This is a genomic window from Streptomyces sp. NPDC053750 (genome assembly GCF_044544295.1).
GTDB lineage: Bacteria > Actinomycetota > Actinomycetes > Streptomycetales > Streptomycetaceae > Streptomyces.
Genome location: NZ_JBITXB010000014.1, coordinates 86,792 through 109,537 on the forward strand (window position 1 = coordinate 86,792; position 22,746 = coordinate 109,537).

General features: G+C 69.6%; 28 protein-coding genes and 1 pseudogene. 19 read left to right on the plus strand and 10 right to left on the minus strand.

Annotated elements, in window-relative coordinates:
- The first annotated feature begins 8 nt into the window (after nt 1-8).
- From leuD to ACIGO6_RS31245, 6 genes are all read left to right on the plus strand, one after another.
- Nucleotides 9-614 carry a 3-isopropylmalate dehydratase small subunit gene (leuD, locus tag ACIGO6_RS31220; RefSeq protein ID WP_399882229.1) on the plus strand — a complete coding sequence of 202 codons (606 nt, stop codon included), beginning with the start codon at nt 9-11 and terminating at the stop codon, nt 612-614.
- A 5-nt stretch (nt 615-619) separates the two neighbouring features.
- On the plus strand, nt 620-1,648 hold the full coding sequence (locus tag ACIGO6_RS31225) for an isocitrate/isopropylmalate dehydrogenase family protein (RefSeq protein ID WP_399882231.1): 1,029 nt from the start codon (nt 620-622) through the stop codon (nt 1,646-1,648).
- A gap of 40 nt (nt 1,649-1,688) precedes the next feature.
- Nucleotides 1,689-2,822: a pyridoxal phosphate-dependent aminotransferase gene (locus tag ACIGO6_RS31230; RefSeq protein WP_399882233.1), complete on the plus strand. Its 1,134-nt coding sequence runs from the start codon at nt 1,689-1,691 to the stop codon at nt 2,820-2,822.
- A 97-nt stretch (nt 2,823-2,919) separates the two neighbouring features.
- The gene (locus tag ACIGO6_RS31235; protein WP_399882235.1) at nt 2,920-3,975 is read left to right on the plus strand and encodes an SAM-dependent methyltransferase; all 1,056 of its coding nucleotides are present in this window, start codon (nt 2,920-2,922) and stop codon (nt 3,973-3,975) included.
- A gap of 40 nt (nt 3,976-4,015) precedes the next feature.
- The gene (locus tag ACIGO6_RS31240) at nt 4,016-5,191 is read left to right on the plus strand and encodes a cytochrome P450 (RefSeq protein WP_399882237.1); all 1,176 of its coding nucleotides are present in this window, start codon (nt 4,016-4,018) and stop codon (nt 5,189-5,191) included.
- A gap of 21 nt (nt 5,192-5,212) precedes the next feature.
- Nucleotides 5,213-5,425 (plus strand): MbtH family protein, encoded by a 213-nt coding sequence (locus tag ACIGO6_RS31245; protein WP_399882239.1) that lies wholly within the window; start codon nt 5,213-5,215, stop codon nt 5,423-5,425.
- A gap of 108 nt (nt 5,426-5,533) precedes the next feature.
- Here ACIGO6_RS31245 and ACIGO6_RS31250 read toward each other — a convergent pair whose 3' ends face one another.
- Together ACIGO6_RS31250 and ACIGO6_RS31255 are read right to left on the minus strand one after the other, a co-directional pair.
- Nucleotides 5,534-6,025 carry a peptidylprolyl isomerase gene (locus tag ACIGO6_RS31250; protein ID WP_399882241.1) on the minus strand — a complete coding sequence of 164 codons (492 nt, stop codon included), beginning with the start codon at nt 6,023-6,025 and terminating at the stop codon, nt 5,534-5,536.
- A gap of 147 nt (nt 6,026-6,172) precedes the next feature.
- Nucleotides 6,173-6,751, minus strand: coding sequence for a TetR/AcrR family transcriptional regulator (locus tag ACIGO6_RS31255; protein ID WP_399882243.1), 579 nt, complete (start codon nt 6,749-6,751; stop codon nt 6,173-6,175).
- 98 nt (nt 6,752-6,849) lie between these two features.
- Here ACIGO6_RS31255 and ACIGO6_RS31260 point away from each other — a divergent pair, with 98 nt between their 5' ends.
- Nucleotides 6,850-7,296, plus strand: coding sequence for an anthrone oxygenase family protein (locus tag ACIGO6_RS31260; protein WP_399882245.1), 447 nt, complete (start codon nt 6,850-6,852; stop codon nt 7,294-7,296).
- 191 nt (nt 7,297-7,487) lie between these two features.
- Here ACIGO6_RS31260 and thrS read toward each other — a convergent pair whose 3' ends face one another.
- On the minus strand, nt 7,488-8,714 hold the full coding sequence (thrS, locus tag ACIGO6_RS31265) for a threonine--tRNA ligase (protein ID WP_399882400.1): 1,227 nt from the start codon (nt 8,712-8,714) through the stop codon (nt 7,488-7,490).
- Nucleotides 8,715-9,057: 343 nt separating this feature from the next.
- Nucleotides 9,058-9,378, minus strand: a complete 321-nt coding sequence (locus ACIGO6_RS31270) for a hypothetical protein (protein ID WP_399882402.1) — start codon at nt 9,376-9,378, stop codon at nt 9,058-9,060.
- On the opposite strand from ACIGO6_RS31270, the pseudogene ACIGO6_RS31275 reads away from it, so the two are divergent.
- From ACIGO6_RS31275 to ACIGO6_RS31285, 3 genes and pseudogenes are all read left to right on the plus strand, one after another.
- Nucleotides 9,328-9,435: pseudogene (locus ACIGO6_RS31275) on the plus strand (hypothetical protein); the annotation flags it as partial. The gene ACIGO6_RS31270 and the pseudogene ACIGO6_RS31275 sit on opposite strands and share 51 nt — an antisense overlap.
- Nucleotides 9,436-9,509: 74 nt before the next feature.
- The gene (locus ACIGO6_RS31280; RefSeq protein ID WP_399882247.1) at nt 9,510-10,025 is read left to right on the plus strand and encodes a TetR family transcriptional regulator; all 516 of its coding nucleotides are present in this window, start codon (nt 9,510-9,512) and stop codon (nt 10,023-10,025) included.
- Between the two features lie 244 nt (nt 10,026-10,269).
- Nucleotides 10,270-10,845 carry a GNAT family N-acetyltransferase gene (locus tag ACIGO6_RS31285; RefSeq protein WP_399882249.1) on the plus strand — a complete coding sequence of 192 codons (576 nt, stop codon included), beginning with the start codon at nt 10,270-10,272 and terminating at the stop codon, nt 10,843-10,845.
- A gap of 366 nt (nt 10,846-11,211) precedes the next feature.
- Here ACIGO6_RS31285 and ACIGO6_RS31290 read toward each other — a convergent pair whose 3' ends face one another.
- On the minus strand, nt 11,212-12,003 hold the full coding sequence (locus ACIGO6_RS31290; protein ID WP_399882251.1) for an alpha/beta fold hydrolase: 792 nt from the start codon (nt 12,001-12,003) through the stop codon (nt 11,212-11,214).
- 99 nt (nt 12,004-12,102) lie between these two features.
- Nucleotides 12,103-12,300: a hypothetical protein gene (locus tag ACIGO6_RS31295; protein WP_399882253.1), complete on the minus strand. Its 198-nt coding sequence runs from the start codon at nt 12,298-12,300 to the stop codon at nt 12,103-12,105.
- 59 nt (nt 12,301-12,359) lie between these two features.
- Here ACIGO6_RS31295 and ACIGO6_RS31300 point away from each other — a divergent pair, with 59 nt between their 5' ends.
- The gene (locus tag ACIGO6_RS31300) at nt 12,360-12,773 is read left to right on the plus strand and encodes a MerR family transcriptional regulator (protein WP_399882255.1); all 414 of its coding nucleotides are present in this window, start codon (nt 12,360-12,362) and stop codon (nt 12,771-12,773) included.
- A 35-nt stretch (nt 12,774-12,808) separates the two neighbouring features.
- On the opposite strand, the gene ACIGO6_RS31305 is transcribed toward ACIGO6_RS31300, so the two are convergent.
- The gene (locus ACIGO6_RS31305) at nt 12,809-13,543 is read right to left on the minus strand and encodes a dienelactone hydrolase family protein (protein WP_399882257.1); all 735 of its coding nucleotides are present in this window, start codon (nt 13,541-13,543) and stop codon (nt 12,809-12,811) included.
- A 287-nt stretch (nt 13,544-13,830) separates the two neighbouring features.
- On the opposite strand from ACIGO6_RS31305, the gene ACIGO6_RS31310 reads away from it, so the two are divergent.
- Nucleotides 13,831-14,505, plus strand: coding sequence for a hypothetical protein (locus tag ACIGO6_RS31310; protein WP_399882259.1), 675 nt, complete (start codon nt 13,831-13,833; stop codon nt 14,503-14,505).
- A gap of 631 nt (nt 14,506-15,136) precedes the next feature.
- Here ACIGO6_RS31310 and ACIGO6_RS31315 read toward each other — a convergent pair.
- The gene (locus ACIGO6_RS31315; protein ID WP_399882261.1) at nt 15,137-15,571 is read right to left on the minus strand and encodes an arsenate reductase ArsC; all 435 of its coding nucleotides are present in this window, start codon (nt 15,569-15,571) and stop codon (nt 15,137-15,139) included.
- Nucleotides 15,572-15,662: 91 nt separating this feature from the next.
- Here ACIGO6_RS31315 and ACIGO6_RS31320 point away from each other — a divergent pair, with 91 nt between their 5' ends.
- The 3 genes from ACIGO6_RS31320 (at nt 15,663) to ACIGO6_RS31330 (ending at nt 17,628) form a co-directional block, all read left to right on the plus strand.
- Nucleotides 15,663-15,971, plus strand: a complete 309-nt coding sequence (locus ACIGO6_RS31320) for an ArsR/SmtB family transcription factor (RefSeq protein WP_399882263.1) — start codon at nt 15,663-15,665, stop codon at nt 15,969-15,971.
- Nucleotides 15,968-17,086 (plus strand): ACR3 family arsenite efflux transporter, encoded by a 1,119-nt coding sequence (gene arsB / locus ACIGO6_RS31325; protein WP_399882265.1) that lies wholly within the window; start codon nt 15,968-15,970, stop codon nt 17,084-17,086. The genes ACIGO6_RS31320 and arsB overlap by 4 nt, the downstream gene beginning before the upstream one ends.
- Nucleotides 17,087-17,274: 188 nt before the next feature.
- On the plus strand, nt 17,275-17,628 hold the full coding sequence (locus ACIGO6_RS31330; protein WP_399882267.1) for a DUF190 domain-containing protein: 354 nt from the start codon (nt 17,275-17,277) through the stop codon (nt 17,626-17,628).
- Nucleotides 17,629-17,723: 95 nt separating this feature from the next.
- Here the strand turns inward: ACIGO6_RS31330 and ACIGO6_RS31335 are convergent, their stop codons facing one another.
- Nucleotides 17,724-18,098: an ArsR/SmtB family transcription factor gene (locus tag ACIGO6_RS31335; RefSeq protein ID WP_399882269.1), complete on the minus strand. Its 375-nt coding sequence runs from the start codon at nt 18,096-18,098 to the stop codon at nt 17,724-17,726.
- Nucleotides 18,099-18,292: 194 nt separating this feature from the next.
- Here ACIGO6_RS31335 and ACIGO6_RS31340 point away from each other — a divergent pair, with 194 nt between their 5' ends.
- The 3 genes from ACIGO6_RS31340 (at nt 18,293) to ACIGO6_RS31350 (ending at nt 21,346) form a co-directional block, all read left to right on the plus strand.
- On the plus strand, nt 18,293-19,627 hold the full coding sequence (locus ACIGO6_RS31340) for an NAD(P)-binding domain-containing protein (protein WP_399882271.1): 1,335 nt from the start codon (nt 18,293-18,295) through the stop codon (nt 19,625-19,627).
- A gap of 140 nt (nt 19,628-19,767) precedes the next feature.
- The gene (locus ACIGO6_RS31345; protein ID WP_399882273.1) at nt 19,768-20,205 is read left to right on the plus strand and encodes an NfeD family protein; all 438 of its coding nucleotides are present in this window, start codon (nt 19,768-19,770) and stop codon (nt 20,203-20,205) included.
- Nucleotides 20,206-20,236: 31 nt separating this feature from the next.
- Nucleotides 20,237-21,346 carry an SPFH domain-containing protein gene (locus ACIGO6_RS31350; protein WP_399882275.1) on the plus strand — a complete coding sequence of 370 codons (1,110 nt, stop codon included), beginning with the start codon at nt 20,237-20,239 and terminating at the stop codon, nt 21,344-21,346.
- Between the two features lie 131 nt (nt 21,347-21,477).
- Here the strand turns inward: ACIGO6_RS31350 and ACIGO6_RS31355 are convergent, their stop codons facing one another.
- The gene (locus ACIGO6_RS31355) at nt 21,478-21,744 is read right to left on the minus strand and encodes an Atu4866 domain-containing protein (RefSeq protein WP_399882277.1); all 267 of its coding nucleotides are present in this window, start codon (nt 21,742-21,744) and stop codon (nt 21,478-21,480) included.
- A 139-nt stretch (nt 21,745-21,883) separates the two neighbouring features.
- On the opposite strand from ACIGO6_RS31355, the gene ACIGO6_RS31360 reads away from it, so the two are divergent.
- Complete coding sequence (locus tag ACIGO6_RS31360) at nt 21,884-22,735, plus strand: helix-turn-helix transcriptional regulator (protein ID WP_399882279.1); 852 nt, start codon at nt 21,884-21,886, stop codon at nt 22,733-22,735.
- The last annotated feature ends 11 nt before the right edge of the window (nt 22,736-22,746 follow it).

The window sequence follows — 22,746 nt, forward strand, 5'->3', positions numbered from 1 at the left end:
GTGCGGGCATGGAACCGCTGACCAGCCACACCGGCACGGTGCTGCCACTGCGCCGCAGCGACGTGGACACCGACCAGATCATCCCCAGCGAGTACTGCCGCCGGCTGACCAGGACAGGGTACGAGGACGCCCTGTTCGCCCGCTGGCGGGAACAGCCCGACTTCGTCCTCAACGATCCCCTGCGCGCCCGGAGCACGGTGCTCGTGGCCGGAGCGAACTTCGGCACGGGAAGCTCCCGCGAGCACGCCGTGTGGGCGCTCAGGGACTGGGGCGTCGCCGCAGTGATCGCCCCGAGCTTCGGCGACATCTTCCGCCGCAACGCCCTGAAGAACGGTCTGCTGGTGGCCCAGCTGCCCGATGAGGACGTGGCGCACCTGATGGCCCAGGCCGAGCAGGACGCGTCGTACGAGATCACCGTCGATCTCGTCCGGTGCGTCGTGAGCTGGCCCGGGGGCAGCCGCCCCTTCGACGTCGACAGCAGGGCCCGCCGCCTGCTCCTCGACGGCCTGGACGACATCGCCGTGACCCTGGAGAGACAGGACGACATCATCGCCTACGAACAGGGGCGGCCCGACTGGCTGCCCACCTTCTCGCCGACGGGCGGGGTGAACTGACGACGATGCCCCTCATCACCGTCATCCCCGGCGACGGAATCGGCCCCGAGGTCACGGAGCAGGCCCTCGCCCTCCTCGACGGACTCGGCCTGGACCTCGCCTTCGACGTGCTCGACCACGTCAACGCCGACACGTTCCTCGCCACGGGGACCGCCCTGACCGACGACGACCTCGCCAGGATCCGCCGCAGCTCCGGCACCCTCCTCGGCGCGATCGGCGACCCGCGTGCCGCGGGCACCCGGTACGCCCGGGACGTACTGCTGCGGCTGCGGTTCGAACTCGACCTGTACGCCAACTACCGTCCGGCGAGGCTCCTGCACGACCGGCTCAGCCCGCTGCGGGACCCGGGACGACGGTCCATCGACTGCGTGATCGTCCGGGAGAACACCGAGGGCCTCTACACCGACATCGGCGGCGCGCTGCGGCAGGGCTCCACGGCGGAGGTGGCCGTCGACACCGAGGTGAGCACCCATCTCGGCGTCACCCGCGTGATCGACTTCGCGCTGGCGTCGGCGACGCGCGCGGTCTGCATGGTCGACAAGTCCAACGCCGTGCCCAACGGCGGACGGCTGTGGCAGCAGTGCTGGCGGGACGCCACCGCGGCCCGCCCCGACCTGGCCACCTCGCACCTCTACGTGGACGTCGCCGCCATGCGCCTGGTCTCCGACCCGACCGCGTTCGACGTCATCGTCACCAACAACTCCTACGGCGACATCCTGTCCGACCTCGCCGCGGAGCTGGCCGGCGGCCTCGGCACCGCCGCCTCGGTCAATCTCAACCCGGACACGGGATTCGGGCTGTACGAACCGGTCCACGGCAGCGCACCGGACATCGCCGGCACGGACACCGCCAACCCCGTCGGGGCGATCCTGTCCGCCGCGCTGCTCCTGGAGCGGATCGGGCACCCGACGGAGGCCGCCGCCGTCCGTACGGCCGTGGAGGCGGCCGTCGCCGAGCAGCGCTGCACCGGCGACATCGGCGGCCGACTCGGTACCAAGGCGGCGGGGGAGGCGATCCGTGCGGCACTCCTGTGAACCACGCGGCGAAAGGCGGTCGTCGAGGCTCTCCCGCCGCGTGTCGGGAATCGGCGCGATGGAGCTGGCCGGTCTGATGCGGCTGGCGCACGACGCCGGCGCGATCGACATCGCCCTCGGCATCCCGCCGGGCGACCCGCCCGCCGCGGCGATCGAGGCGGCGACGGCCGCACTCGGCACCGCACACAACCAGTACGCACCGCCGGAGGGTCTCCTGTCGCTGCGGCAGCTGATCGCCGCAGAACAGCTGCGAACCCGGGGCGTCGTGGTCGACCCCGTCGACGGGATCACGGTCACCTGCGGCGCGACCGAGGGCGTCCTGGACGCCGTCCTCACCGTCACCGACCCCGGCGACGAGGTGATCCTGCCCGAGCCGTTCTACGAGAACTATCCGGGCGTGATCACACTGGCCGGAGCGGTGCCCCGCCCCGTCCCGCTCGCCGGCCCCGACTGGCGCCTCGACCTGGCCGCGGTGCGGGCCGCGATCACGGGCCGTACCCGCGCGGTGCTGCTCAACACCCCGCACAACCCGACGGGCCGCGCCTTCGACGAGACCGAGGTGTCGGGGCTGCTCGAACTGTGCGCCGAGCACGATCTGGTCCTCATCACCGACGAGGTCTACGAGCGCTACGTCTACGACGGCCGGGCGCACGTCTCGCCGCTGGGCATGCCCCTCGCGGCGGACCGCGTGATCACCGTGGGCAGCCTGTCGAAGTCGCTGCACATGTCCGGCTGGCGCGTGGGCTACTGCATCGCCTCCCCGGAACTCACCGCCGGACTCCGGCGGGTGCACGAGCGCACCACCGTGGGCGCCGCCCGTCCCCTGCAAGAGGGCGTGTCGGCGCTCGGCCCCGCCGACTTCACCGACGACCGGGAGCTGTTCCAGGAGCGTCGCGACCACCTCGTGGCACACCTGGACGCCCTGGGCTTCGACGTGTTCACGCCGGAGGGCGGCTGGTTCGTCCTGGCCGGTACGTCCCGCCTGGCGGCCCGCAGCGACAAGCTGGCCGCCGAGCTGGTGGAGTCGGCCGGGGTACTGCTCGCCCCCGCCACGAGCTTCTTCACCGACCGCGAGGACGGCCTGACCTGGGCACGCGCCACGTTCGTCCGCGACCGGGACCGCACGGTCGAAGCCTTGGAGCGGATGCGCCGATTCTTCACCCGAGCGACCTGAATCGACCGGTCGTTCCGATCGATCCGATCGATCCGAACCACCTGTTCGAACAGTAGAACCGGTTGAACCGACCGGACTCACAGGAGGAGAGCGAGAAGTGACAGCTGACAGCAAGTCCGTGGAAGTCCTCGACGACGAGGTCCAGCACACCTGGAAGTCCGTGGCCGAGGCCGGCGCCGGCGAGCTGGCGTCGTCGTACGTCCTGAGCACCGCGATCGTCGGACTCGCCAACTCCGGTGTCGCCGACCGCCTCTCGGGCGACTGGACACCGCTCGCGGACCTGGCCCCCAAGCCCGAACTGGCCGACCGGATCGGCAAGGTCCTGCGCTTCCTGGAGCTGCGCGGCGTCGTGGAGTCCCAGGGCGACGCGTGGCGCACCACCCAGCGCGGGGCCCGGCTCCTCGACGAGGTCGCGGAGTCGCTCCTCGGCTACTACGTCGATGCCTACGGACCGGTCCTGCACGACATCGGGGGACTGCTGAACGGCAGCAAGACGTACGGCACGGACGTCAGCCGTGACACGGAGGCCCTCGGGCTGCGCTGCGAGGTCCTGTTCCGCAGTTTCGGCGGCAACCTGGTGCGCGACCTGGTCCGCGAGCGCGGCGCCCGCGGCGTCCTCGACCTCGGCTGCGGCACCGGTGGCCTCCTGCTCGACCTGGTGCGCGACAACCCCGAACTGCGCGGCTTCGGACTGGACATCGCCGAGGACGCGATCACCTACGCCGGGCGGCGAGCGGCCGAACAGGGCGTCGCCGACCGGCTCTCGTTCCTCGTCGGTGACGCCTTCCGCCCGCAGGAATGGCCGGCCGAGGTGGTCGACGGAGCCGACTTCTACGTGGCGGTAGGGGCCCTGCACGAGCACTTCCGGGACGGTGAGGCGGCGGTGGTCGACATGCTCGGGCGGTACGCCGAGCTGCTGCGCGCCGACCGGAACCGGACGCTGCTGCTGTGCGAGCCGGAACTGTTCGTGGACACCGAGGACGCCAACTTCTATCTGATCCACGTACTGACCGAGCAGGGCTTCCCGCAGCCGCGGGAGGGCTGGCTGAAGGTGATCGAGGCGGCCGGTCTCACCTGCAAGCGCGTCTTCTCCGCGCCCAACACCGCCTTCCGGTTCGCCTATTACGAGATCGTCGCCGACCAGTCGTCCTGACCGGGCCCGGACCACCACCGACCACACAAGGAGACCCACCATGCCGACCACGCCGGACGGCCAGTCCGACCCGCGTCCCGGTCTCGAGATGCTCGACCTCTGTCGCACCATGCGCGACACCAGCCCGGTGGTACGCGATCCCGCGAGCGGCGCCTACCAGGTCTTCCGGTACGACGACGCGGTCTCCGTGCTTTCGGACCACGACACGTTCTCCTCGGACTTCAGTGCCGTCTTTCCCGATGCCACCCAGCTCATGGAGGGGCACATCGGGACCCTCGACCCGCCGCGGCACCAGCAGCTGCGCAGGCTCGTCAGCCAGGCGTTCACCCCGCGTGCCGTCGCCCAGCTGGAGGACAGGGTGGAGCAGCTCGCCGACGAGCTGCTGGATCGTGTGCCGAAGAAGACCGAGCTCGAACTCGTCGAGGACATCGCCTACTCACTGCCGCTGACCGTCATCACGGAGATGCTCGGTGTCCCCGCCGAGGACCGGCGGCTGTTCAAGGAATGGGCCGACCAGCTGTACGCGAACGGCGCGTTCGACCCGAACAACGAGTCGTCCGCCGGCGCGGCGAAGTCGTTCCACGACTACCTGCTCGACCTGGTCGTGCAGCGCAGGAAGCACCCGCACCCGGGACTGCTCGCCGACCTGCTGGCGGCCGAGGTGGACGGCGAGCGGCTGACCGACCGGGAGATCGCCGGATTCGCGACCGTGCTCCTGCTCGCCGGGCATGTGACGGTGACCCTCTGGCTCGGGAACACCTTCCTGTGCCTCCAGGAACACCCGGAGGCCGAGCGGGCGCTCCGTGCCGACCCCGACGCCATTCCCGGCGCGCTGGAAGAGGTGCTCCGATACCGCAGCCCCGTGGGCATCGTGCCGCGCGTCACGAAGAAGGAGGTCGAACTCCGCGGCACCACCATCGAGGCCGGGCAGATCGTGGTGTGCTCGGTCCTTTCGGCCAATCACGACGAGCGGCAGTTCGACCGGCCCGACGCATTCCTGATCAACCGGAATCCGAATCCTCATATCGCGTTCAGCAAGGGAATTCACTTCTGCTTCGGCGCTCCGCTGGCCCGTCTGGAGGCGCGTGTCGCGCTCCGCGTCCTGCTGCGCCGGTTCAACAGCTTCCGAATCGACCCGGACCGTCCGATGCAGTGGCACCCGGACCCGACGATGAGCGGTCCGAAGAGTCTCCATCTCCTTGTCGAACCCGCCTGATACCTCTTGAAAGGCAGCCCGATGTCCACGCACGAAGCATCCGGCACGGAGCTCTTCCGCGTGCTCGTCAACGCCGAAGGACAGCATTCGATCTGGCCGGCCGCCCTGGAGGTGCCCGCGGGCTGGAACGCCGTGGGACCCACGGGGAACAAGGCCGAGTGCATGACCTACGTCGATGAGCACTGGACGGACATGCGTCCGCTGAGCCTGCAGCGGGCGATGAAACAGAACTAGCCGGCCCCGGAACCCAGGCGCGGCGGTCACTCACGCCACCGGCCCCTGACGGACGCTCAGCGCGCCTGTCAGGGGCCGGTGGTGTGGTGCCGTGGTGCCGGTGCCCGGTCACGCCGAGGCGGGAACCACCTCGGCGGAGTTGATCACGATCTGCTGCCGGGGCACGTCCTGGGCCCCCGTCTGGACCTGCGCGATCCGGTCGACGACGTCGTGCCCCTCCACGACCTGACCGAAGACCGCGTAGCCCCAGCCGTCCTGCCCCGGGTGGTTGAGGAAGTCGTTGTCGTTCACGTTGATGTAGAACTGCGCATTGGCCGAATGCGGATCGGACGTCCGCGCCATGGCCAGGCTGTACTTGACATTCTTGAGCCCGTTGCGCGCCTCGTTCTCCACGGTGCGGGGAGCGGGCTTGATGCGCATTTTCGTGTCGACGCCGCCACCCTGAATCATGAAACCGCTGATGACACGGTGGAACACCGTTCCCGCATAGTGTCCGCTGTTGAGGTATTCCATGAAGTTCGCAACGGACTTCGGTGCATTGACATCGTCAAGAGCGAGGACGATGTCGCCCATCGTCGTCGAAAGGCGGACGTTGGTCATGACTTCTCCACTCGGCGTATGCCATCGATTCCTTACGGTGAGAGAGTCTCTCACAGCCGCCTCAGGGGTCCCGCTCGACCACCATCGCCGCAGGCAAGCAGCGGCGGGGCCCGAAGGCCCCGCCCGCATGCCCGCCGGGACGGTGTGTCAGACCACGGCGAGCCGGTCCACCAGCAGCGCCGTCCTCCGCTCGGCGTCCTCCGGCGGCAGCCGTCCCGCGCGGGTCAAGGTGGCGAGGCCGTGCAGGGCCCCCCAGAACGTCTCCGTGAACAGTCCCGGGTGGACGCCGTCCCCGGCGACCTCGCCGAGGCTCTCCAGCAGGGCGGCGAAGGCGTCCTTCAGCGGCTCCGGGGTGTCCTCCTGTGCGTACGCCAGGCCGCCGTCGAGCTGGAACAAGGCGTCGTAGACCGCCGGGTTGCGGGAGGCGAAGTCGAGGTAGGCGCGGGCGAGCGCGGCGACCCGCTCGCGCGGGCCGTCCGCGGCGGAGGTCGCGGCACGCACCGCCGCGGCCAGCTCGGCGGCGCCCTCCAGGGCGACGGCGCCGATGATCTCCCGCTTGCCGCGGAAGTGGCTGTAGAGGACCGGCTGGCTGTACTCGATGCGCTCGGCGAGCCGGCGGGTGGTGACCGCGTCCCAGCCCTGCTGCTCGGCGAGTTCGCGGGCTGTCGCCACGATGAGACGCTCGCGCTCCGCCCGTTCCCGCTGCTTGCGTTCTTGTACCGACATGACGCGAATCCTAGCACCGCTAGACAATCGAGCGGCAGTAGCGCTAGCGTTGACTCATCAGCTAGCAGCGCTAGATCGATCTCCCTGGAGGGGTCATCATGCTCAACGCACTCGAGGTGTTCACCACCGTGATCGTCGGCCTGATGGTGGGGGTGGAGTTCTCCGTCGCCTTCGTCATGAACCGGATCTTCAACGCCCTTCCCGAGGACAGTGACCAGCTCGCCCGCGCCCACGGGGGCCGGATGCTCGGCGCCCTGATGCCGTTCTGGTACGTCGGCTCGCTCGTCCTCAGCGCGGTCTGGGCGATCGCCCGATGGGACCGCCCCGGCACCGGCCTCGTTGTCATCGCCGCCGCGCTCCTGATCGTGAGCGTGATCATGTCGCTCCTGCTGCTCGTCCCGATCAACAACCGGGGCAAGACGTGGACCCCCGAGAACCGGCCCGCGGACTGGAAGGAGCAGATGAACCGCTGGGACCGCTACCACTACGTCCGCGTCGCTGTCATCGTCGCCGCCTTCACCTTCCTGGTCACCGCCCTCGTCTGAGCCCGATACCCCGTCTCACCGCACTGGACCGCACCGCCCGCCCCAGGAGGGCCGGTCATGCGGGGGGTCTAGGTGGCCACCACCGCGGCCGACCGACCGTCTACTTCAGTGCCACGTCGTTGAGTCCGCGCTGGTGGGGACCTGTACGCATACCGTCACTCCGGCCTCACCCTCCCGGGCGAGGCCGTCTGCTATGAGGTGGTGTCGGCCCACAGGTCGGTGCTGTGGGCCTCGATGAGGGCGCTGATGTGGGTGAGTGCGTCGCTGATCGGCTGTGGGTCGAGTCGGCGTCCGTCGCGCAGGCGCAGTGCGACGTGATCGTCAGCGGCCTCTTTGGCGCCGATGACGGCTTGGTAGGGAACCAGGCGGGCCTCTCGGATTCGGGCGCCCAGGCTGCCGCGGTCCGGTCCCGCGAGCTGGGCACGCAGTCCGAGACGGGTGCAGCGTTGGGCGAGGGCTGCGGCGTTCGGCAGTTCGGTGTCGGAGATGGGGAGAATGGCCAGCTGAGTGGGGGCGAGCCAGGCGGGGAAGGCACCGCCGTGCTGTTCGATGAGATGGGCGACGGCTCGTTCCACGCTGCCGATGATGCTGCGGTGGACCATGACCGGGCGGTGCTTGGCGCCGTCCGCGCCGATGTAGTGCAGGTCGAACTGCTCCGGCTGGTGGAAGTCGACCTGGACGGTGGACAGGGTGGACTCCCGGCCGGCGCCGTCGGTCACCTGGACGTCGATCTTGGGGCCGTAGAACGCGGCCTCTCCCTCGGCCGCCTCGTAGGGCAGGCCCGAGCGGTCGAGGACGTCGGTCAGCAGGGCGGTGGACCGCTGCCACTTCTCCGGTGCGGCGACGTACTTGCCGCCAGGGCCCGGGAGAGAGAGCCGGTACCGGGTCGGGGTGATGCCGAGCGCCTCGTAAGCCCGGCGGATCATCTCCAGCGCCGCCCGTGCCTCCTCGGCGACCTGGTCCAGGGTGCAGAAGATGTGTGCGTCGTTGAGCTGGATGGCCCGCACCCGGGTCAGTCCGCCGAGCACGCCGGAGAGTTCGGAGCGGTACATGCCGCCCAGTTCGGCCATCCGCAGGGGCAGTTCGCGGTAGCTGTGGGAGCGGGAGCGGTAGATCACCGCGTGATGGGGGCACAGGCTCGGCCGCAGGACGACCTGCTCACCGCCGAGGTCCATCGGGGGGAACATGTCGTCGCTGTAGTGCGCCCAGTGCCCGGAGATCTCGTACAACTCCCGCTTGCCGAGGACCGGTGAGTACACGTGCTGGTAGCCCGCCCGCCGCTCGGCGGCACGGATGTACTCCTCCAGGGTGTGCCTCACGGCCGCGCCGTCGGGCAGCCAGTACGGCAGGCCGGCGCCGATCAGCGGATCGGTGCCGAACAGGCCCAGTTCACGGCCGAGCCTGCGGTGGTCGTTCACGGTGGTCATCGCGGTCTCCTTGCTGGTCGCGGAGCAAGTGACCGGGCCTACGACGAAGCCCCGGGGCACTTGCCCCGGGGCTTCGGATCAGATCGTCTGTCAGCGCGCCGGGACACTCTCCGGCGTCGTCGTCATGGCAGCGCGCTTCATGCCGTAGACGTTAGCAGGACTCCGCGATGACGCCTACAAGAGGTGAGAGGCGGGCCGCGTCCTCGTCACGGACCTCGAAGCCGTCCGTGCACAGCTGGTTGACCGCGGCGTCCCTGTACCTGGTGTTGAACAGCGGAGTGACGGCCCTCCTGGAAGGTGGCCCGGCTCTCGGATCTGCCGTGGAACGACTTCTTCACTCACCGTGCTCACCTGTGGCTTTCGGGAGTGCGAGCATCACGAGGGCCGTGACCAGGTAGAGCGCGGCCGAGACGATCAGGACGATGCCGAGCGCGTGACCGTAGTCGGGCAGCGCCGGTGCTCCGCCGACGGCCGAACCGGTGACGGAGGTGAAGCGTTCACCGTCTCCTCGGCCCGCAACTACTGGGAGTTTCCCGCGCCACCGATCGACGCCGAGACCGTCCGCGCCGTGGGCGGCGCGATCAACCGGCAGCACCTCGTCCGCGTGGACTACACCGGGGACGGCGAACCCGTCACCCTCACGTTGGAGCCGCACGGCCTCGTGGTCTGGGCCGCACGCCGGTACCTGGTCGCCTTCGACCCGGACGCGGACCGATGGCGCGCGATGCGCATGGACCGGATCCAACCCCACCTGCCGACACACGAGGCCGCCTGGAGAAGGCAGCGATGGAGCTCTACAACGACAAGGGCTTCGACGCCATCACCGTGGCGGAGATCGCCGCCAGGGCCGAGGTCACCGAACGCACCTTCTACCGGCACTTCGTCGACAAACGGGAGGTCCTCTTCCAGCCCAACGCCCTGGCTGACGTCCTCGCGCACGCCACGGCCACCGCCGCCGACCGTCTGACGCCACTGGAGGTGATCACCCACACCCTGACGGAAGCCGCTCCCGTCTTCGAAGAACGCGCGGAACTGGTACGGCAGCGCCAGGCCGTCATCGCCGCCAATCCCGAACTGCAGGAACGTGAACTGGCCAAACTGGCCTCACTCGTCTCCACCCTCGCCCACGCGCTTCGCGAACGCGGTCTGGATTCCACCACCGCGGCACTGGCGGCCGAAATCGGGATCGCCGCTTTCAAGGTCGCCTTCGAACGCTGGATCGACGACCCCGACCAGCACAACCTCCCCTGGCTGATCCGTGAAACCCTGGACGCCACCAGGCACCTCACCGCACCGGCCTAGAGTCTCTCTGTGAGAGGTCTTGCCCCATTGCCCGAGGCACGCCTGCACACCCAACTGGAAAGCGGGGAAGGTGCCGCATGGCCCACTCCAGGTCGTCACGGGCATCGTTTGCTCGCCTTGTCGGCACGGGCTGCGGCCTCACCGCCCATGTGGGCGCGTCCGGCGTCACCGGGGCCGTACACACCCTCGACCGTCCGGATAAACGGATGGTCGGGAGCGAGCATGACGCGGCAGGATGCTCCGCATGACATTGCCCACCCCCGAGCTGTACACCGCCCGCCTGCGACTGCGGCCGTTCACCGACGCCGACGCGGCGCCGCTCTACGCGCTGCACAGCAGCGCGCACGTGCTGCGCTACTGGGACTCCCCGCCGTGGACCGACCCGGCCCGCGCCCAGCGCTTCATCACGATCTGCCGGACGATCGAGGAGGAAGGCACGGGAGCGCGGGTGGCCGTCGACCGCGTCTCCGACGGCGCGTTCATCGGCTGGTGCGGCCTGACCAGCTGGAACCCGGACTTCCGCAGCGCTTCCCTGGGCTACGTCCTGGACGCCGCCGCGTGGGGCCACGGTTACGCCACGGAGACCGCGCACGCCGTCCTGCGGTGGGCGTTCGACACCCTGGACCTGAACCGCGTCCAGGCCGAGACCGACACCCGCAACGTGGCGTCCGCCCGGGTCCTGGAGAAGCTCGGCTTTGTCCGCGAAGGCACCCTCCGCGAGGACTGCGTCGTCAACGGCGACGTCTCCGACTCCTGGGTCTTCGGCCTCCTCCGCCGCGAGTGGCACCCGACGGCCACGCCGACGGTCGGCCGCGTATGACGACTTGAAGAGCACCGGCCGGGCGGCGGCACTGGGTCAAGGTCGCGACCTGGGACACGGTCAGGGACGGTGACCGCCGAATCTGTGCTGCCTGGGGGACAGCAGTCTGCTCCTGCCAAGTTCCGTGTCCATCCGAACTTCACCTCGCTGCAACGCAGTCGAACAGCCTCGTGCTCGGGCAGCGACCCCAGTGCGTCGATGAGGACATGCGTTCGGGGAGTGTGGACCATCGCACCGGAGTAGATCCGGCACCCTGAGCACCATGCCAAGTCAACGCACCGCTCAAACATCGAGGACTCAGGCGGGCTCCTTCTTCGCCTGCTGCTTGGCCTTGGTCTGGGCGAGGCGGTGGGGCGCGGTGCCGGGTCAGTGAACGTCTTGGAGGAAGTCGCGGATGAGGGTGGCCCATTGTTCGGGCTGCTCGACGAACGGGAGGTGCCCGGTGGCGATCTCGGCGTAGCGCGCCCCGGGGATGGCTTCGGCGAGCTGCCGGTGATGGTGTGGGGTCACGAGCTGATCGAGCGTGGTGGAGATGACGAGGGTCGGCACGGTCAGCGCGGCGAGGTCGGCGCGGACGTCGACGTGGTCGATGAGCAGGTCGAGGTGCTCCGGCGTGCCGGGCGGGATGGTGGCCGCAGTGGTTTTCAGGGCGGTGTCCAGGTCGTCCTGGCCCATGGTGTCCAGGGCCGGTGCGCTCAGTCCGACCAGCGAGACGAAGGCGGCCAGCTGCTCCGGATGCCCGGCGGACAGCAGGTCGCGCCACAGTTCGGCGGCGAGGAGAAGTCGGGGGTTGGGGTGGGCGAAGCCGGCGGTCAGGACGAGGGCGGTGACGCGGTCGGGGTGGCGGGTGGCGGCTCGGACGGCGACCGGACTGCCGAGTGAATACCCGGCGATGGCGAAGGTGTCCTGGCCCTCTTCGACGGCGGTGGCGACCAGTTCGTCGGCGAGGCCGTCGAGGGTGAGCGGCGCCTCGGCGCGTTCGGTGCGGCCGGTGCCCGGGTAGTCGGGGCCGATCACGGTGTGCTGGGCGGTCAAGGCGTCCATGACGGGACCGTAGTTGGCGTCGATGCCGCCGCCGGCGCCGTGGGCCAGGAGCAGGCCGGGGCCGGTGCCGCGTACGATGCGGCCGAGGCGGGAGGTCGGCAGAGCAGGGGACATGTTCGTTCTTCTCCTTGGGCGATGAGCAGGGTCAGCGGCGCGCCGAGGACCAGGGGCACCAGCAGCGCACGGGGACGGTGACCACCAGGGCGTACCAGGTCACCAGGTCACCAGGGAACCGGCCACGGGCAGCGGACGGTGCCAGTCGGCCGACAGTTGCGGCAGCAGCCCGACCATGACCCACTCGGCCGTCCCCACGACGAACACGCACGCGGTCAGCACCGCCAGAGCAGGGCTACGGCGCCATACAGGTGGGCGGGGAGTCTTTGTTGCCGGAGGCGCGGTGCTGGTGGTCATGACCGCGACGCTAGAGTCTCACATCAGTGTGAGAGTCAATGTGGTGAGGTGCAGATCACATGCGCATCGGGGAGATGGTCCGCCGGACCGGGGTCAGTGAGCGGCTGCTGCGCTACTACGAGGAGCAAGGCCTGCTGACGCCGACGAGGTTGCCCAGCGGCTACCGCGTCTACACCGACGCGGACGCGGACACCGTCCGACGCATCCGCGCCCTGCTCGCCGCCGGACTGTCGACCGCCACCATCGCCCAGGTCCTGCCGTGCATCCGTGACGACGGGACGACCCTCGTGCCAGTGTGTTCCGACCTGGTGGCACAACTTCGCCGCGAGCGCGAACGCATCACCGACGTGATCAAGGACCTGCAGACGTCGCAAGGTCTGCTCGATACGGTCATCGCGGCAGGCCCGACCGACGACGGGACGCCCTTTCAGCCGCAGCCGGCTTCGGTACTGCGCCTGAACGGGCGGTCCTGAGAGCCGTGTACTTCAGGTTCGGCCGAGCCGGAGTCTCAGCTGTTGCCCAGGGTGCGGTCCAAGAGAGGGAGCAGGCGGTCCCAGTGGCGCTGCAGCCCGGAGGCGTTGAAAGCGTCGGTGTCGGACATGGTGAAGCCGTGGATGGTGCCGGGGTAGATCTCGGAGGTGTGACCGACACCTGCGGCGTCCAGGGCCTGGTTGAGTTCGCCGAGGGCCTCGGGTGTCATGTCGCCTTCGGCGTGGCCGAGGTGGACCTGGGCGGTGAGCTTGGAGAAGAGGTCGGGCCCGTCGGCGCCCACGGGGCCGTGGAATGCGGCGACGGCTGCCACCTGGCCGGGGTGCGCCGCGGCGGTGCGCATCGCCAGGAGGCCGCCTATGCAGTAGCCGGTCACTGCGACCGGACCGGCGCCGACCTCGGGCTGGGCGGTGAGGAAACCGAGGTAGGCGTCGGCGTCACTCAGCACACGTTCTGCGGTGTGCGCCTCGATCAAGGGCATCAACTGGGCGAAGATCGCGGGCCGGTCCTCCTCTCCGATGTGCTCGGGCAGCTCGACCACCGGTGCCGGGCCGTGCCGGTAGAAGAGGTTGGGGACGAGTACGTAGTACCCGTGCCCGGCCAGTTCGCGGGCCATCTGCCTCAGCACGGGCCGGATGCCGAAGCCGTCCGCGTACAGCAGTACCCCCGGGTGCTGCTCGCCGCGATCGGGGAAGGCAGCGAACGCATCGGCTTGCCCGTCTGCGGTGGGAATCTGCAACGTCTTGGTGGGCATGAATTCTCCTGTCGTGGTTGATGTGTTGCGCATGAGATCAACACGACGGAGGCGGAGCCCGCGCAGCAGCGGAAGATGCCCGGTCGAGCAGCGGGCCCGCACCGGCCCGTACGGCGCTCAGAAGAGCACCGGGTCACCGATCCGTGTGTGGCGCAATGCCGTCCCGGTAGTCATCCCCACAACATAGCCCACAGCCTGATCCTCTGGTGCGACAACAGGTTGAGTGCCTGGTCGGGTCGGGTCCCGTGTGTGTCGGGGGCTCATCCGGGGGCGTGAGAATGGGCGACATGACGGAGACGCGTGAATGGACGTACGACGGTACGGAGCTGGCTTGGCTTCGGGACCGGCTTGGCCGCTCGGAGGCCGGGCCTGGGCACGTGGTGTCCGAGCTCGTTCCGAGCGGGTACGAGGCATACGTGCGGGTCTTTCACCGCTTCGAGTCCGCGGACGGGGCGGGCCGTAGCCGGACGTGGCAAGCGTGGGCCAAGGACTCGGGCGTCCCCTTCCATGCCGAGCTGTCCCACTGGTGGCTGCGGGACGAAGACCGCAGTCCGGGACGCTCGCTGTGGCAGGCCGAAGAGGGGGCTCTCGACGACGGCAGCCGACGGGCGCTGGCTCGTGTGCTTGCCGGGGTATCCGGCGATCAGGCCGCCTACTTCGCCTACGATCTCGTGGCCCTGCTCTGGGGCGAGGACGAACCGCTCATTCGTCGCGCTTCTCTGGCCGACCTGGAGGCCGTGAGGGAAGCGGTGAGGGACGTGGTGGGGGACAGCGGCCCGGAGTTCTGGTGGCCGCAGGATCGCAGCTGGGTGGTCACCACCGACTACGACCTGTTGTCGACCTACGTTGGATGCTCGGCGGAGACCGCGGAGCTACTCCTGGGTGACGATGAGCTCGAAACTCTGCCGGTCACCCTTCAGACCCGCGTCGACTGGGGAACCAACCCGCCACAACACCCCTGACCACACTGACCAAGATCCCGCGAGCTGTCCGCCGACCCCGGGTGGCCCTGAGGACCCGGCCCGTCGCGGAGAACCTCGACGTGTTCGACGTCGCCCTCACCGGCGACGGACTCACCGCGATCGACGCGCTCGACACCGGCCACCGCGGCGGGCCGGACCCCGAGTTGATCACCTCGCCGAGCACGGCGCGGAGGTCCCAAGGCCTGACCGGCGCACCCACTGAGGGGCCGCACGGGCCACGCGACTCGTGCGGCCCCGCCTCACCGCCCTCCCCGCCCACGCAAGGAGGGCTGATGCACCACGGTTCATGCCCCACGGGCCGCTCACCGGCGTCAGAGTGAACGGCGGGCGGCCCGGTCGTGGACCCGGAGCTTGCCGGCATCCATCTTGGCGACCAGCTCGGTCAGCTGGGCTCCGTCGCTGCGGACCCACAGGCTCGCGCTGCGCACCCCCCGAGCGGGGTATGTTCTTCAGCCGGTAGCCGGGTCCGTTGATGGAGATCGCTTCGTAGTGATGGAGTGCCTGGTGCCAGACGCGCTGTGGGAGTTGTGCCCCGGCTGGGCCTCGGCGGCGTACAGGTCGGCGCCGTATCCGGGGGCGGAGCCGATGGTGAAGACGTCGTGCGTCTCGCTCAGGCCGTCGCCGTGGGCTTCGACGGGGCGATCTCGGCGATCAGACCCTCGACGAGGGTCTTGATCTCGTCGCGGATCGGGCGGACGGCTTCGACGCCCCGACCGGCCGGGTCGTCGAGGTTCCAGTCGAGGTAGCGCTTGCCGGGGAAGACGGGGCAGGTGTCGCCGCAGCCCATGGTGATGCAGACGTCCGATGCGCGGACCGCGTCGGCGGTGAGGATCTTCGGCGTCTCTTCGGAGATGTCGATGCCGGCTTCGGCCATCGCCTCGACGGCGGCGGGGTTGACCTGGTCGCCGGGGTGGGAGCCGGCGGAGCGGACCTCGATGCGATCTCCGGCCAGGTGGGTGAGCCAGGCGGCGGCCATCTGGGAGCGGCCGGCGTTGTGGACGCAGACGAAGAGGACGGACGGCTTCTTTCCAGGGCTTTCGGGCATGACGGGCTCTTTCGGCTCACGGTGGCGGAGGGCCACCCACGACATCAGCATCCGCTGGTATCACCGAATGCTGATGTGAAAGTATCAGTGCATGCTGACTTCAGTCGACCCTGATGTGATCCGAGTGCTGGGCGATCCGCTCCGCCTGAAGATCGTGACCCTGCTGGCGCGCGAGACGCTCTGTACGACGCACCTGGTCGAGGAGACCGGAGCCAAGCAGACCAACCTGTCCAACCATATGAAGGTGCTGCGCGAGGCCGGGATCGTGGAGACCGAGCCGTGCGGCCGCTTCACCTACTACAAGCTCAGGCCCGAGGTCTTGGCCGGACTGTCCGAGCAGTTCGCCGCGCTGGCCGCCTCCGCCCGCATTGCTGCCGAGAGCAAGAGGGCCTGTCCGTGACCTCCATCGAGCCCACCACCGCCCCTGCTCAGGGCGCCGGCCCGGCGGGGGACGACTCGATCGTCAAGAAGCTCTCCGTCCTCGACCGCTACCTCGCGGTGTGGATCCTGCTCGCCATGGCAGTCGGTCTGGGCCTGGGCCGGATCGTGCCGGGCATGAACGACGCGCTCGCCAAGGTCGAGATCGGCGGGATTTCCCTGCCGATCGCGCTCGGCCTGCTGGTCATGATGTACCCGGTCCTGGCCAAGGTCCGCTACGACAGGCTCGACGCCGTCACCGGCGACAAGAAGCTGCTGATCTCCTCACTGGTCATCAACTGGATCGTCGGACCTGCGGTGATGTTCGCGCTGGCGTGGACCTTCCTGCCGGACCTGCCCGAGTACCGCACCGGGTTGATCATCGTCGGCCTGGCCCGGTGCATTGCCATGGTCATCATCTGGAACGACCTCGCCTGCGGTGACCGCGAGGCGGCGGCCGTCCTGGTCGCACTGAACTCGGTATTCCAGGTCCTGGCCTTTGGCCTGCTGGGCTGGTTCTACCTCGACCTGCTGCCCGGCCGGCTGGGCCTCGGCGACGGCGAGCACCTGGACATCTCCATGGGGAAGATCGCCCTGAACGTCGTCGTCTTCCTGGGCGTCCCGCTGCTGGCCGGCTTCCTCACCCGCCGGATCGGCGAGCAGAGGATGGGCCGCGACGGCTACGAGCAGCGCTTCCTGCCGAGGACCGGGCCGTGGGCGCTGTACGGGCTGCTGTTCACGATCGTCATCCTCTTCGCCCTGCAGGGCAGGACCATCACCTCCCAGCCCCTGGACGTCGCCCGCATCGCGCTGCCGCTGTTGGTGTACTTCGCGGTGATGTGGTTCGGCACCTTCGCCCTCGGCAAGGCCATCGGACTCTCCTACGACCGCACCGCCACCCTTGCCTTCACTGCCGCCGGCAACAACTTCGAACTGGCCATCGCGGTCGCCATTGCCACCTTCGGCGTCACCTCCGGCCAGGCCCTGTCCGGCGTTGTCGGCCCACTCATCGAGGTACCCGTCCTGGTGGCGCTGGTCTACGTCTCCCTCGCCTGGCGCCGGAAATTCAACGCCCCCGACGGGGCGCCGACCCGCTGACGTGCTCCCGGCCGACAGCGACTCACCGCGCGCCTCGCTGTCGGCGGTGGCGTTCTCGCCCACAGAGATGCGTGGCGGGGACGACTCCGCCGCCCGCGAGACGCCACCGCGCGGTCTGCAGCATGCCGCTGGTGTCAGTGTGGGAGTGCGGCGTGGGTGACGCGCCGGATCGTGGCGTGGAGGCAAGCATGACAAGGCTGACCGGGCGCGCGCTGCGCGTGACGATCTTCATCGGCGAGAACGACGTCTGGCGCCACAAGCCGCTGTACACCGAGATCGTGCACCGGGCCCACCGGGCCGGACTCGCCGGGGCGTCGGTATTCCGCGGGATCGAGGGGTTCGGTGCCTCGTCGCTGATCCACACCACCCGGCTGCTGTCGCTGAGCGAGGACCTGCCCGTCGCCGTCGTCGTCGTCGACGACGAGCAGCGCATCCGCGCCTTCCTGCCGCAACTCGACGAGCTGGTCACCGAGGGCCTGGTGATCCTCGACGACTGCGAGGTCATCCGCTACGTCGGCCGGACCGAGGAGCGCGCGACGTGACCCGGCTGCTGGTCGCCGCCGGCGCCGCCGTCGGCGCGCGTCGTTGGAGGAGGCGAAGAACAGCTCGTCACTGACCTGCTCCTCCGTCGTTCGCGTCAGGCCGGGGTGGGCAGCGTCAGCAGCTTGCCCATCGCGGCGAGAACCGACGGCTCGACCCGGTAGTAGACCCAGGTGCCGCGCCGTTCGGAGGTCAGCAGTCCGGCCTCCTTGAGCTTCTTCAGGTGGTGGGAGACGGTCGGCTGGGAGACGCCGACGTCGGAGATGTCGCACACGCACGCCTCACCGCCCTCGTGCGAGGCCACGGCTGAGAAGAGGCGCAGCCGCACCGGATCGCCGAGCGCCTTGAACATCCGCGCGGCCGTCTCGGCCTCCTGGGCGGTCATCGGGCGCTCGGTCAGCGGCGGACAGCACGGCGCCCCACCCTGGCCGTCGGCCGGCTCGAGCAGCGGCAGCACCTTCGCATTCGACATGCGTCTATGTTGACACATGTCGAAGCAGCTGGGAGAGGACGGCGTGAGGCTGCCGTAGTGACGCGGCCGCGATCGGGTCCCTGCGGAACCGGTTGCTTCGATGAATGTCTATGTTGACGCTTGTCAATGCAGGTGCCATGCTGGGCGCAAGACATCGACAGATGTCGAAACAAGCAGAAGAGCAAGGAGTCGCCGTGAACGCGCCCACCACCACCGAGTTGCCCGTCGTCGTGATCGGAGCCGGTCCCGCCGGTCTGGCCGCCGCTGCCCACCTGGTCGACCAGGGCATCGAACCCCTGGTCCTGGAGGCCGGGCCCGCCGCCGGCGCGGCGGTGCGCGAGTGGTCGCACGTGCGTCTGTTCTCCCCCTGGGGCGAGGTCGTCGACCCGGCCGCCGAGAAGCTCCTGGCCCCCACCGGCTGGACACGGCCCGACCCGGCCACCTACCCCTCCGGCGGCGACTGGGCCGACCTGTACCTGCAGCCGCTCGCCGACGTCCTCGGCGACCGCGTCCGCCTCGGTGTGACGGTCACCGGTGTCTCCCGGGCCGGCCGGGACCGGATCGTGGACGCCGACCGCGAGCAGCAGCCCTTCGTCGTCCACGTCGCCCACGCCGACGGCCGTGAGGAGCGCGTCTTCGCCCGCGCGGTCGTCGACGCCTCCGGCACCTGGGCCACGCCCCGCCCGGCCGGCGGCAGCGGCCTTGCCGCCCTCGGCGAGAAGGCCGCCGCGGACCGGATCACCTACCGCGTCCCGGACATGAAGAACCCGGCCGTCCGCATCCGATACGCGGGCAGGCGCACCGCGGTCATCGGCTCCGGCGCCTCCGCCTTCACCGCCCTCGCCCACCTCGCCGACCTCGCCAAGTCCGACGACGGCGCGGGAACGAAGGGAGTGTGGATCCTGCGCCGAGGCATTTCGGGCTCCACCTTCGGCGGCGGTGAAGCCGACCAGCTCCCGGCGCGTGGCGCGCTGGGCCTGGCGGCGAAGGCCGCCGTCGACGACGGTCACGCGGACGCGGTCACCGGCTTCCGCACCGAGGCGATCGAGCGGGCGGACGACGGCCGCCTGGTTCTGGTCGGCGAGGACGGGCGCCGCCTGGACGCGGTCGACCAGGTGATCGTGCTGACCGGTTTCCGCCCCGACCTGTCCTTCCTCGACGAGCTGCGCCTGGGCCTCGACGAGCGCCTCCAGGCGCCCGTCGAACTGGCTCCGCTGATCGACCCCAACCAGCACTCGTGCGGCACCGTCCCTCCCCACGGCCACCGCGAGCTCTCCCACCCCGAGCCGGGCGTGTACCTGGTCGGTATGAAGTCCTACGGCCGCGCCCCGACCTTCCTCGCGATGACCGGCTACGAGCAGGTCCGCTCCGTCGCCGCGGTGATCGCCGGCGACCCCGAGACCGCCGACCGGGTCGAACTCACCCTCCCCGAGACCGGAGTCTGCGGCGGCGCCGGCCTGTTCGACGCCCCCACTGCGGTCGGGACGGCTGCCGAACAGGCTCCGGCGGGCGGCTGCTGCGGCTCGTGACCGACCTGAGCAAGATCGTGACCCCCGCCGCTCCCAGGGCACATGCTTCAACCATCAAGAACCACGGTTCCCGTGTCTGTTCGGCCCGGCGCCATGGCAGGTAGCTTGGTGGAGAAGGCCTCTGCAAGGAGGGCGATTTGATGCCGTGGCTCGCATGGCTGCTCGCCGCCGGAGTGCTGGGTGTCGCGGAGTTCTTCACCCTGACACTGGTCTTCGGGCTGCTGGCGGGCGCAGCGCTCGTGGCCGCCGTGGTCGCTGGTGTGGGAATCGGCTTTGTCGGCCAGCTCGTCGCCTTCGGGGCAGCAACGGCAGCGGGTCTCGTCCTCGTCCGCCCCGTCGCGCTGCGGCACATGGCACAGCAACCCCTCACACGCGAGGGCAGTGATGCGTTGATCGGCAAGCGGGCCGAGGTCATGCAGGAGGTCACCGCGACCCACGGCCTGATCAAACTCTGTGGCGAGGAGTGGTCCGCCCGGGCCCTCGACGAGAGCCTGGTCATCCCGGTGGGCGCGCTGGTGGACGTCATGGAGATCGAAGGCGCCACAGCCATCGTCTACCCCCGCGAGCTCCTTCCGTGAACGGCTGAGCACACAGCAACGGAGGCACACTGTGGATCCAGTTGTCATCCCCATTCTTGTGGCGGCCATCGTCGTCGTCTTCCTCGTGGCCTCCACGGTGCGGATCGTCCCGCAGGCGCGCCGCTACAACATCGAGCGGTTCGGCCGATACCGCCGGACGCTGCAACCCGGCCTGAACTTCGTCGTACCGGTGGCGGACCGCGTCAACACCAAACTCGACGTGCGTGAGCAGGTCTATTCCTCCGATCCCAGGCCGGTGATCACCGAGGACAACCTCGTGGTGAACATCGACACCGTGCTCTACTACCAGATCACGGACCCGAGGGCGGCGGCCTACGAGGTCGCCGACTACCTGCAGGCGATCGATCAGCTCACCGTGACCACGCTGCGCAACGTCATCGGCAGCATGGACCTGGAGGAGACGCTGACCTCGCGCGAGGAGATCAACTCCCGGCTCCGCGCCGTCCTCGACGACGCCACCGGCAAGTGGGGCATCCGGGTCAACCGCGTCGAGATCAAGGCCATCGATCCACCGCACACCATCAAGGAAGCGATGGAGAAGCAGATGCGGGCCGAGCGCGACAAGCGAGCGGCCATCCTGCACGCGGAAGGGGAGCGGCAAGCCAAGATCCTCACCGCGGAAGGCACGAAGCAGAAGGACATCCTGGAGGCACAGGGCACGCAACAGGCCATGATCTTGCGGGCGGACGGCGAGGCCAAGGCGGTGGAACTCGTCTTCCAGGCCGTCCATCGCAACAATGCCGACCCGAAGGTCCTGGCCTACAAGTACCTGGAGACGCTCCCACACCTGGCGAGCAGCGACAACAACACGTTCTGGGTGATCCCGGGGGAGCTGACCGAGGCGGTCCGGACCGTCACCCGTGCGTTCGGTGACCAGCCGGTGGCGGGTGCGCACACCCCCGCGCAACCCGAGGAAGCGGCCACTGCCGGCGTCGACGACGCATCGCCCGAAAGCCGGGTTCCAGAGCTCGATGCGGGCTCGCCGGTTTCGTTGGACGCCGCGGCTGCCGCTGACGAGGCCGAGAAGCAGGCCGCCGCGGCAGTGAGCGACGCCAAGGCGGAGGCAGCGGCCGCGATGTCGCCCAAGGCGCCGCACCGGGGACAGACGTCCGGCGACTGAGCCCACCCCCGCTCCAAGGGACCACGCACTGCGGTGCGGTGCCGAGGCCGCGGGTCGCACCAGAGCACCTGGTTCCGTCGGCGTCCATCACGCCGTGGTGAAACCGCCGTCCGCGACCCGGGCGGCCTCTGTCAAGGCGACTTCTGCTCCCGGTAGAGCACGAGGTGCTCGTGGTAGAGCACTCCGTCCCGGATGTCGCCGGTCGCGGTGAACCCGGTGTCGTCGACGTAGTCCAGGTGGCTGCCGGTCACCGTGTACCGGCCCGTGTACGCGCTGCGCCGCTCGCCGCGGGCTTCGTCGTAGCGGCCGTCCGGCAGCAGCTCCTGACGGATATGACCGTCTGCGGTCACCCACATCCCGACAACGTCGGCGTCGTCGTCACCGGTGGTCGTGGCCATGGCGGACTCTCTCCTCGGTTGGTGCGGTTCGTTCCTGCTCCACCGAGTCTGGGCAGGTCAGCGGTCATCAACCAGGACGCGTGCTGCCTGGGTGCGGCACACCCAGGCAGTACACCGGGGCGCCGCCTAGCCTGAGCACATGGACGACAACCACCTGGGAGACTTCCTGCGCACACGCCGCGCCGGCCTGCAACCGGAGGACGTCGGCATGGCGAGCCACGGGGCCCGCAGAGTCGCCGGACTGCGCCGCGAGGAGGTCGCCGTCCTGGCCGGAGTGAACGCCGACTACTACACCCGCCTGGAACAAGGGCGCGAGCGCCACCCTTCCCCCCAGGTGCTCGAAGCACTCACCCACGCGCTGCGCCTCGACGCGGATGCCCGCGCGCACCTGTACCGCCTGGCCGGGGCCACACCGAACGACCGGCCTGCCGCCCACGCCGCCGAGCGGGTCAGTCCCGCGCTGCGCCAGTTGATGGACGGCTACCCGAACACTCCGGCGTTCGTCATGAGCCGGACCCTGGACCTCCTGGCCACCAACGCGCTGACCGATGCCCTGTATGCCCCGTTCGCGCCGGCGGACAACCTGGCCCGTATGACCTTCATCGACCCCGCAGGCCGTCATTTCTACTCGGACTGGGATCGGGCGGCCCAGGCGACCGTCGCCAATCTGCGCCAGGCAGTCGGCTTCGACCCGGACAACCCACGGCTGCGCGAACTCGTGCGCACCCTCACCGAGCACAGCGCGGAGTTCTCCCGGCTCTGGAGCTCCCACACCGTGCGCGGCAAGACCCAGGACGCCAAGCAGTTCCTGCACCCGGACGTCGGTCCCCTCACCCTCACCTACCAGGCCTTCGACGTACGCAACGCACCCGGCCAGCAGCTCGTCATCTACCACGCCGAACCAGGCAGCCCCAGCGCCCAGGCCCTCGATCTCCTCGGCTCCCTCCACGCCACCCGGCGCCGGGCCCAGCCCCGGCCCCACCACCGCTGAGCCGACGCACA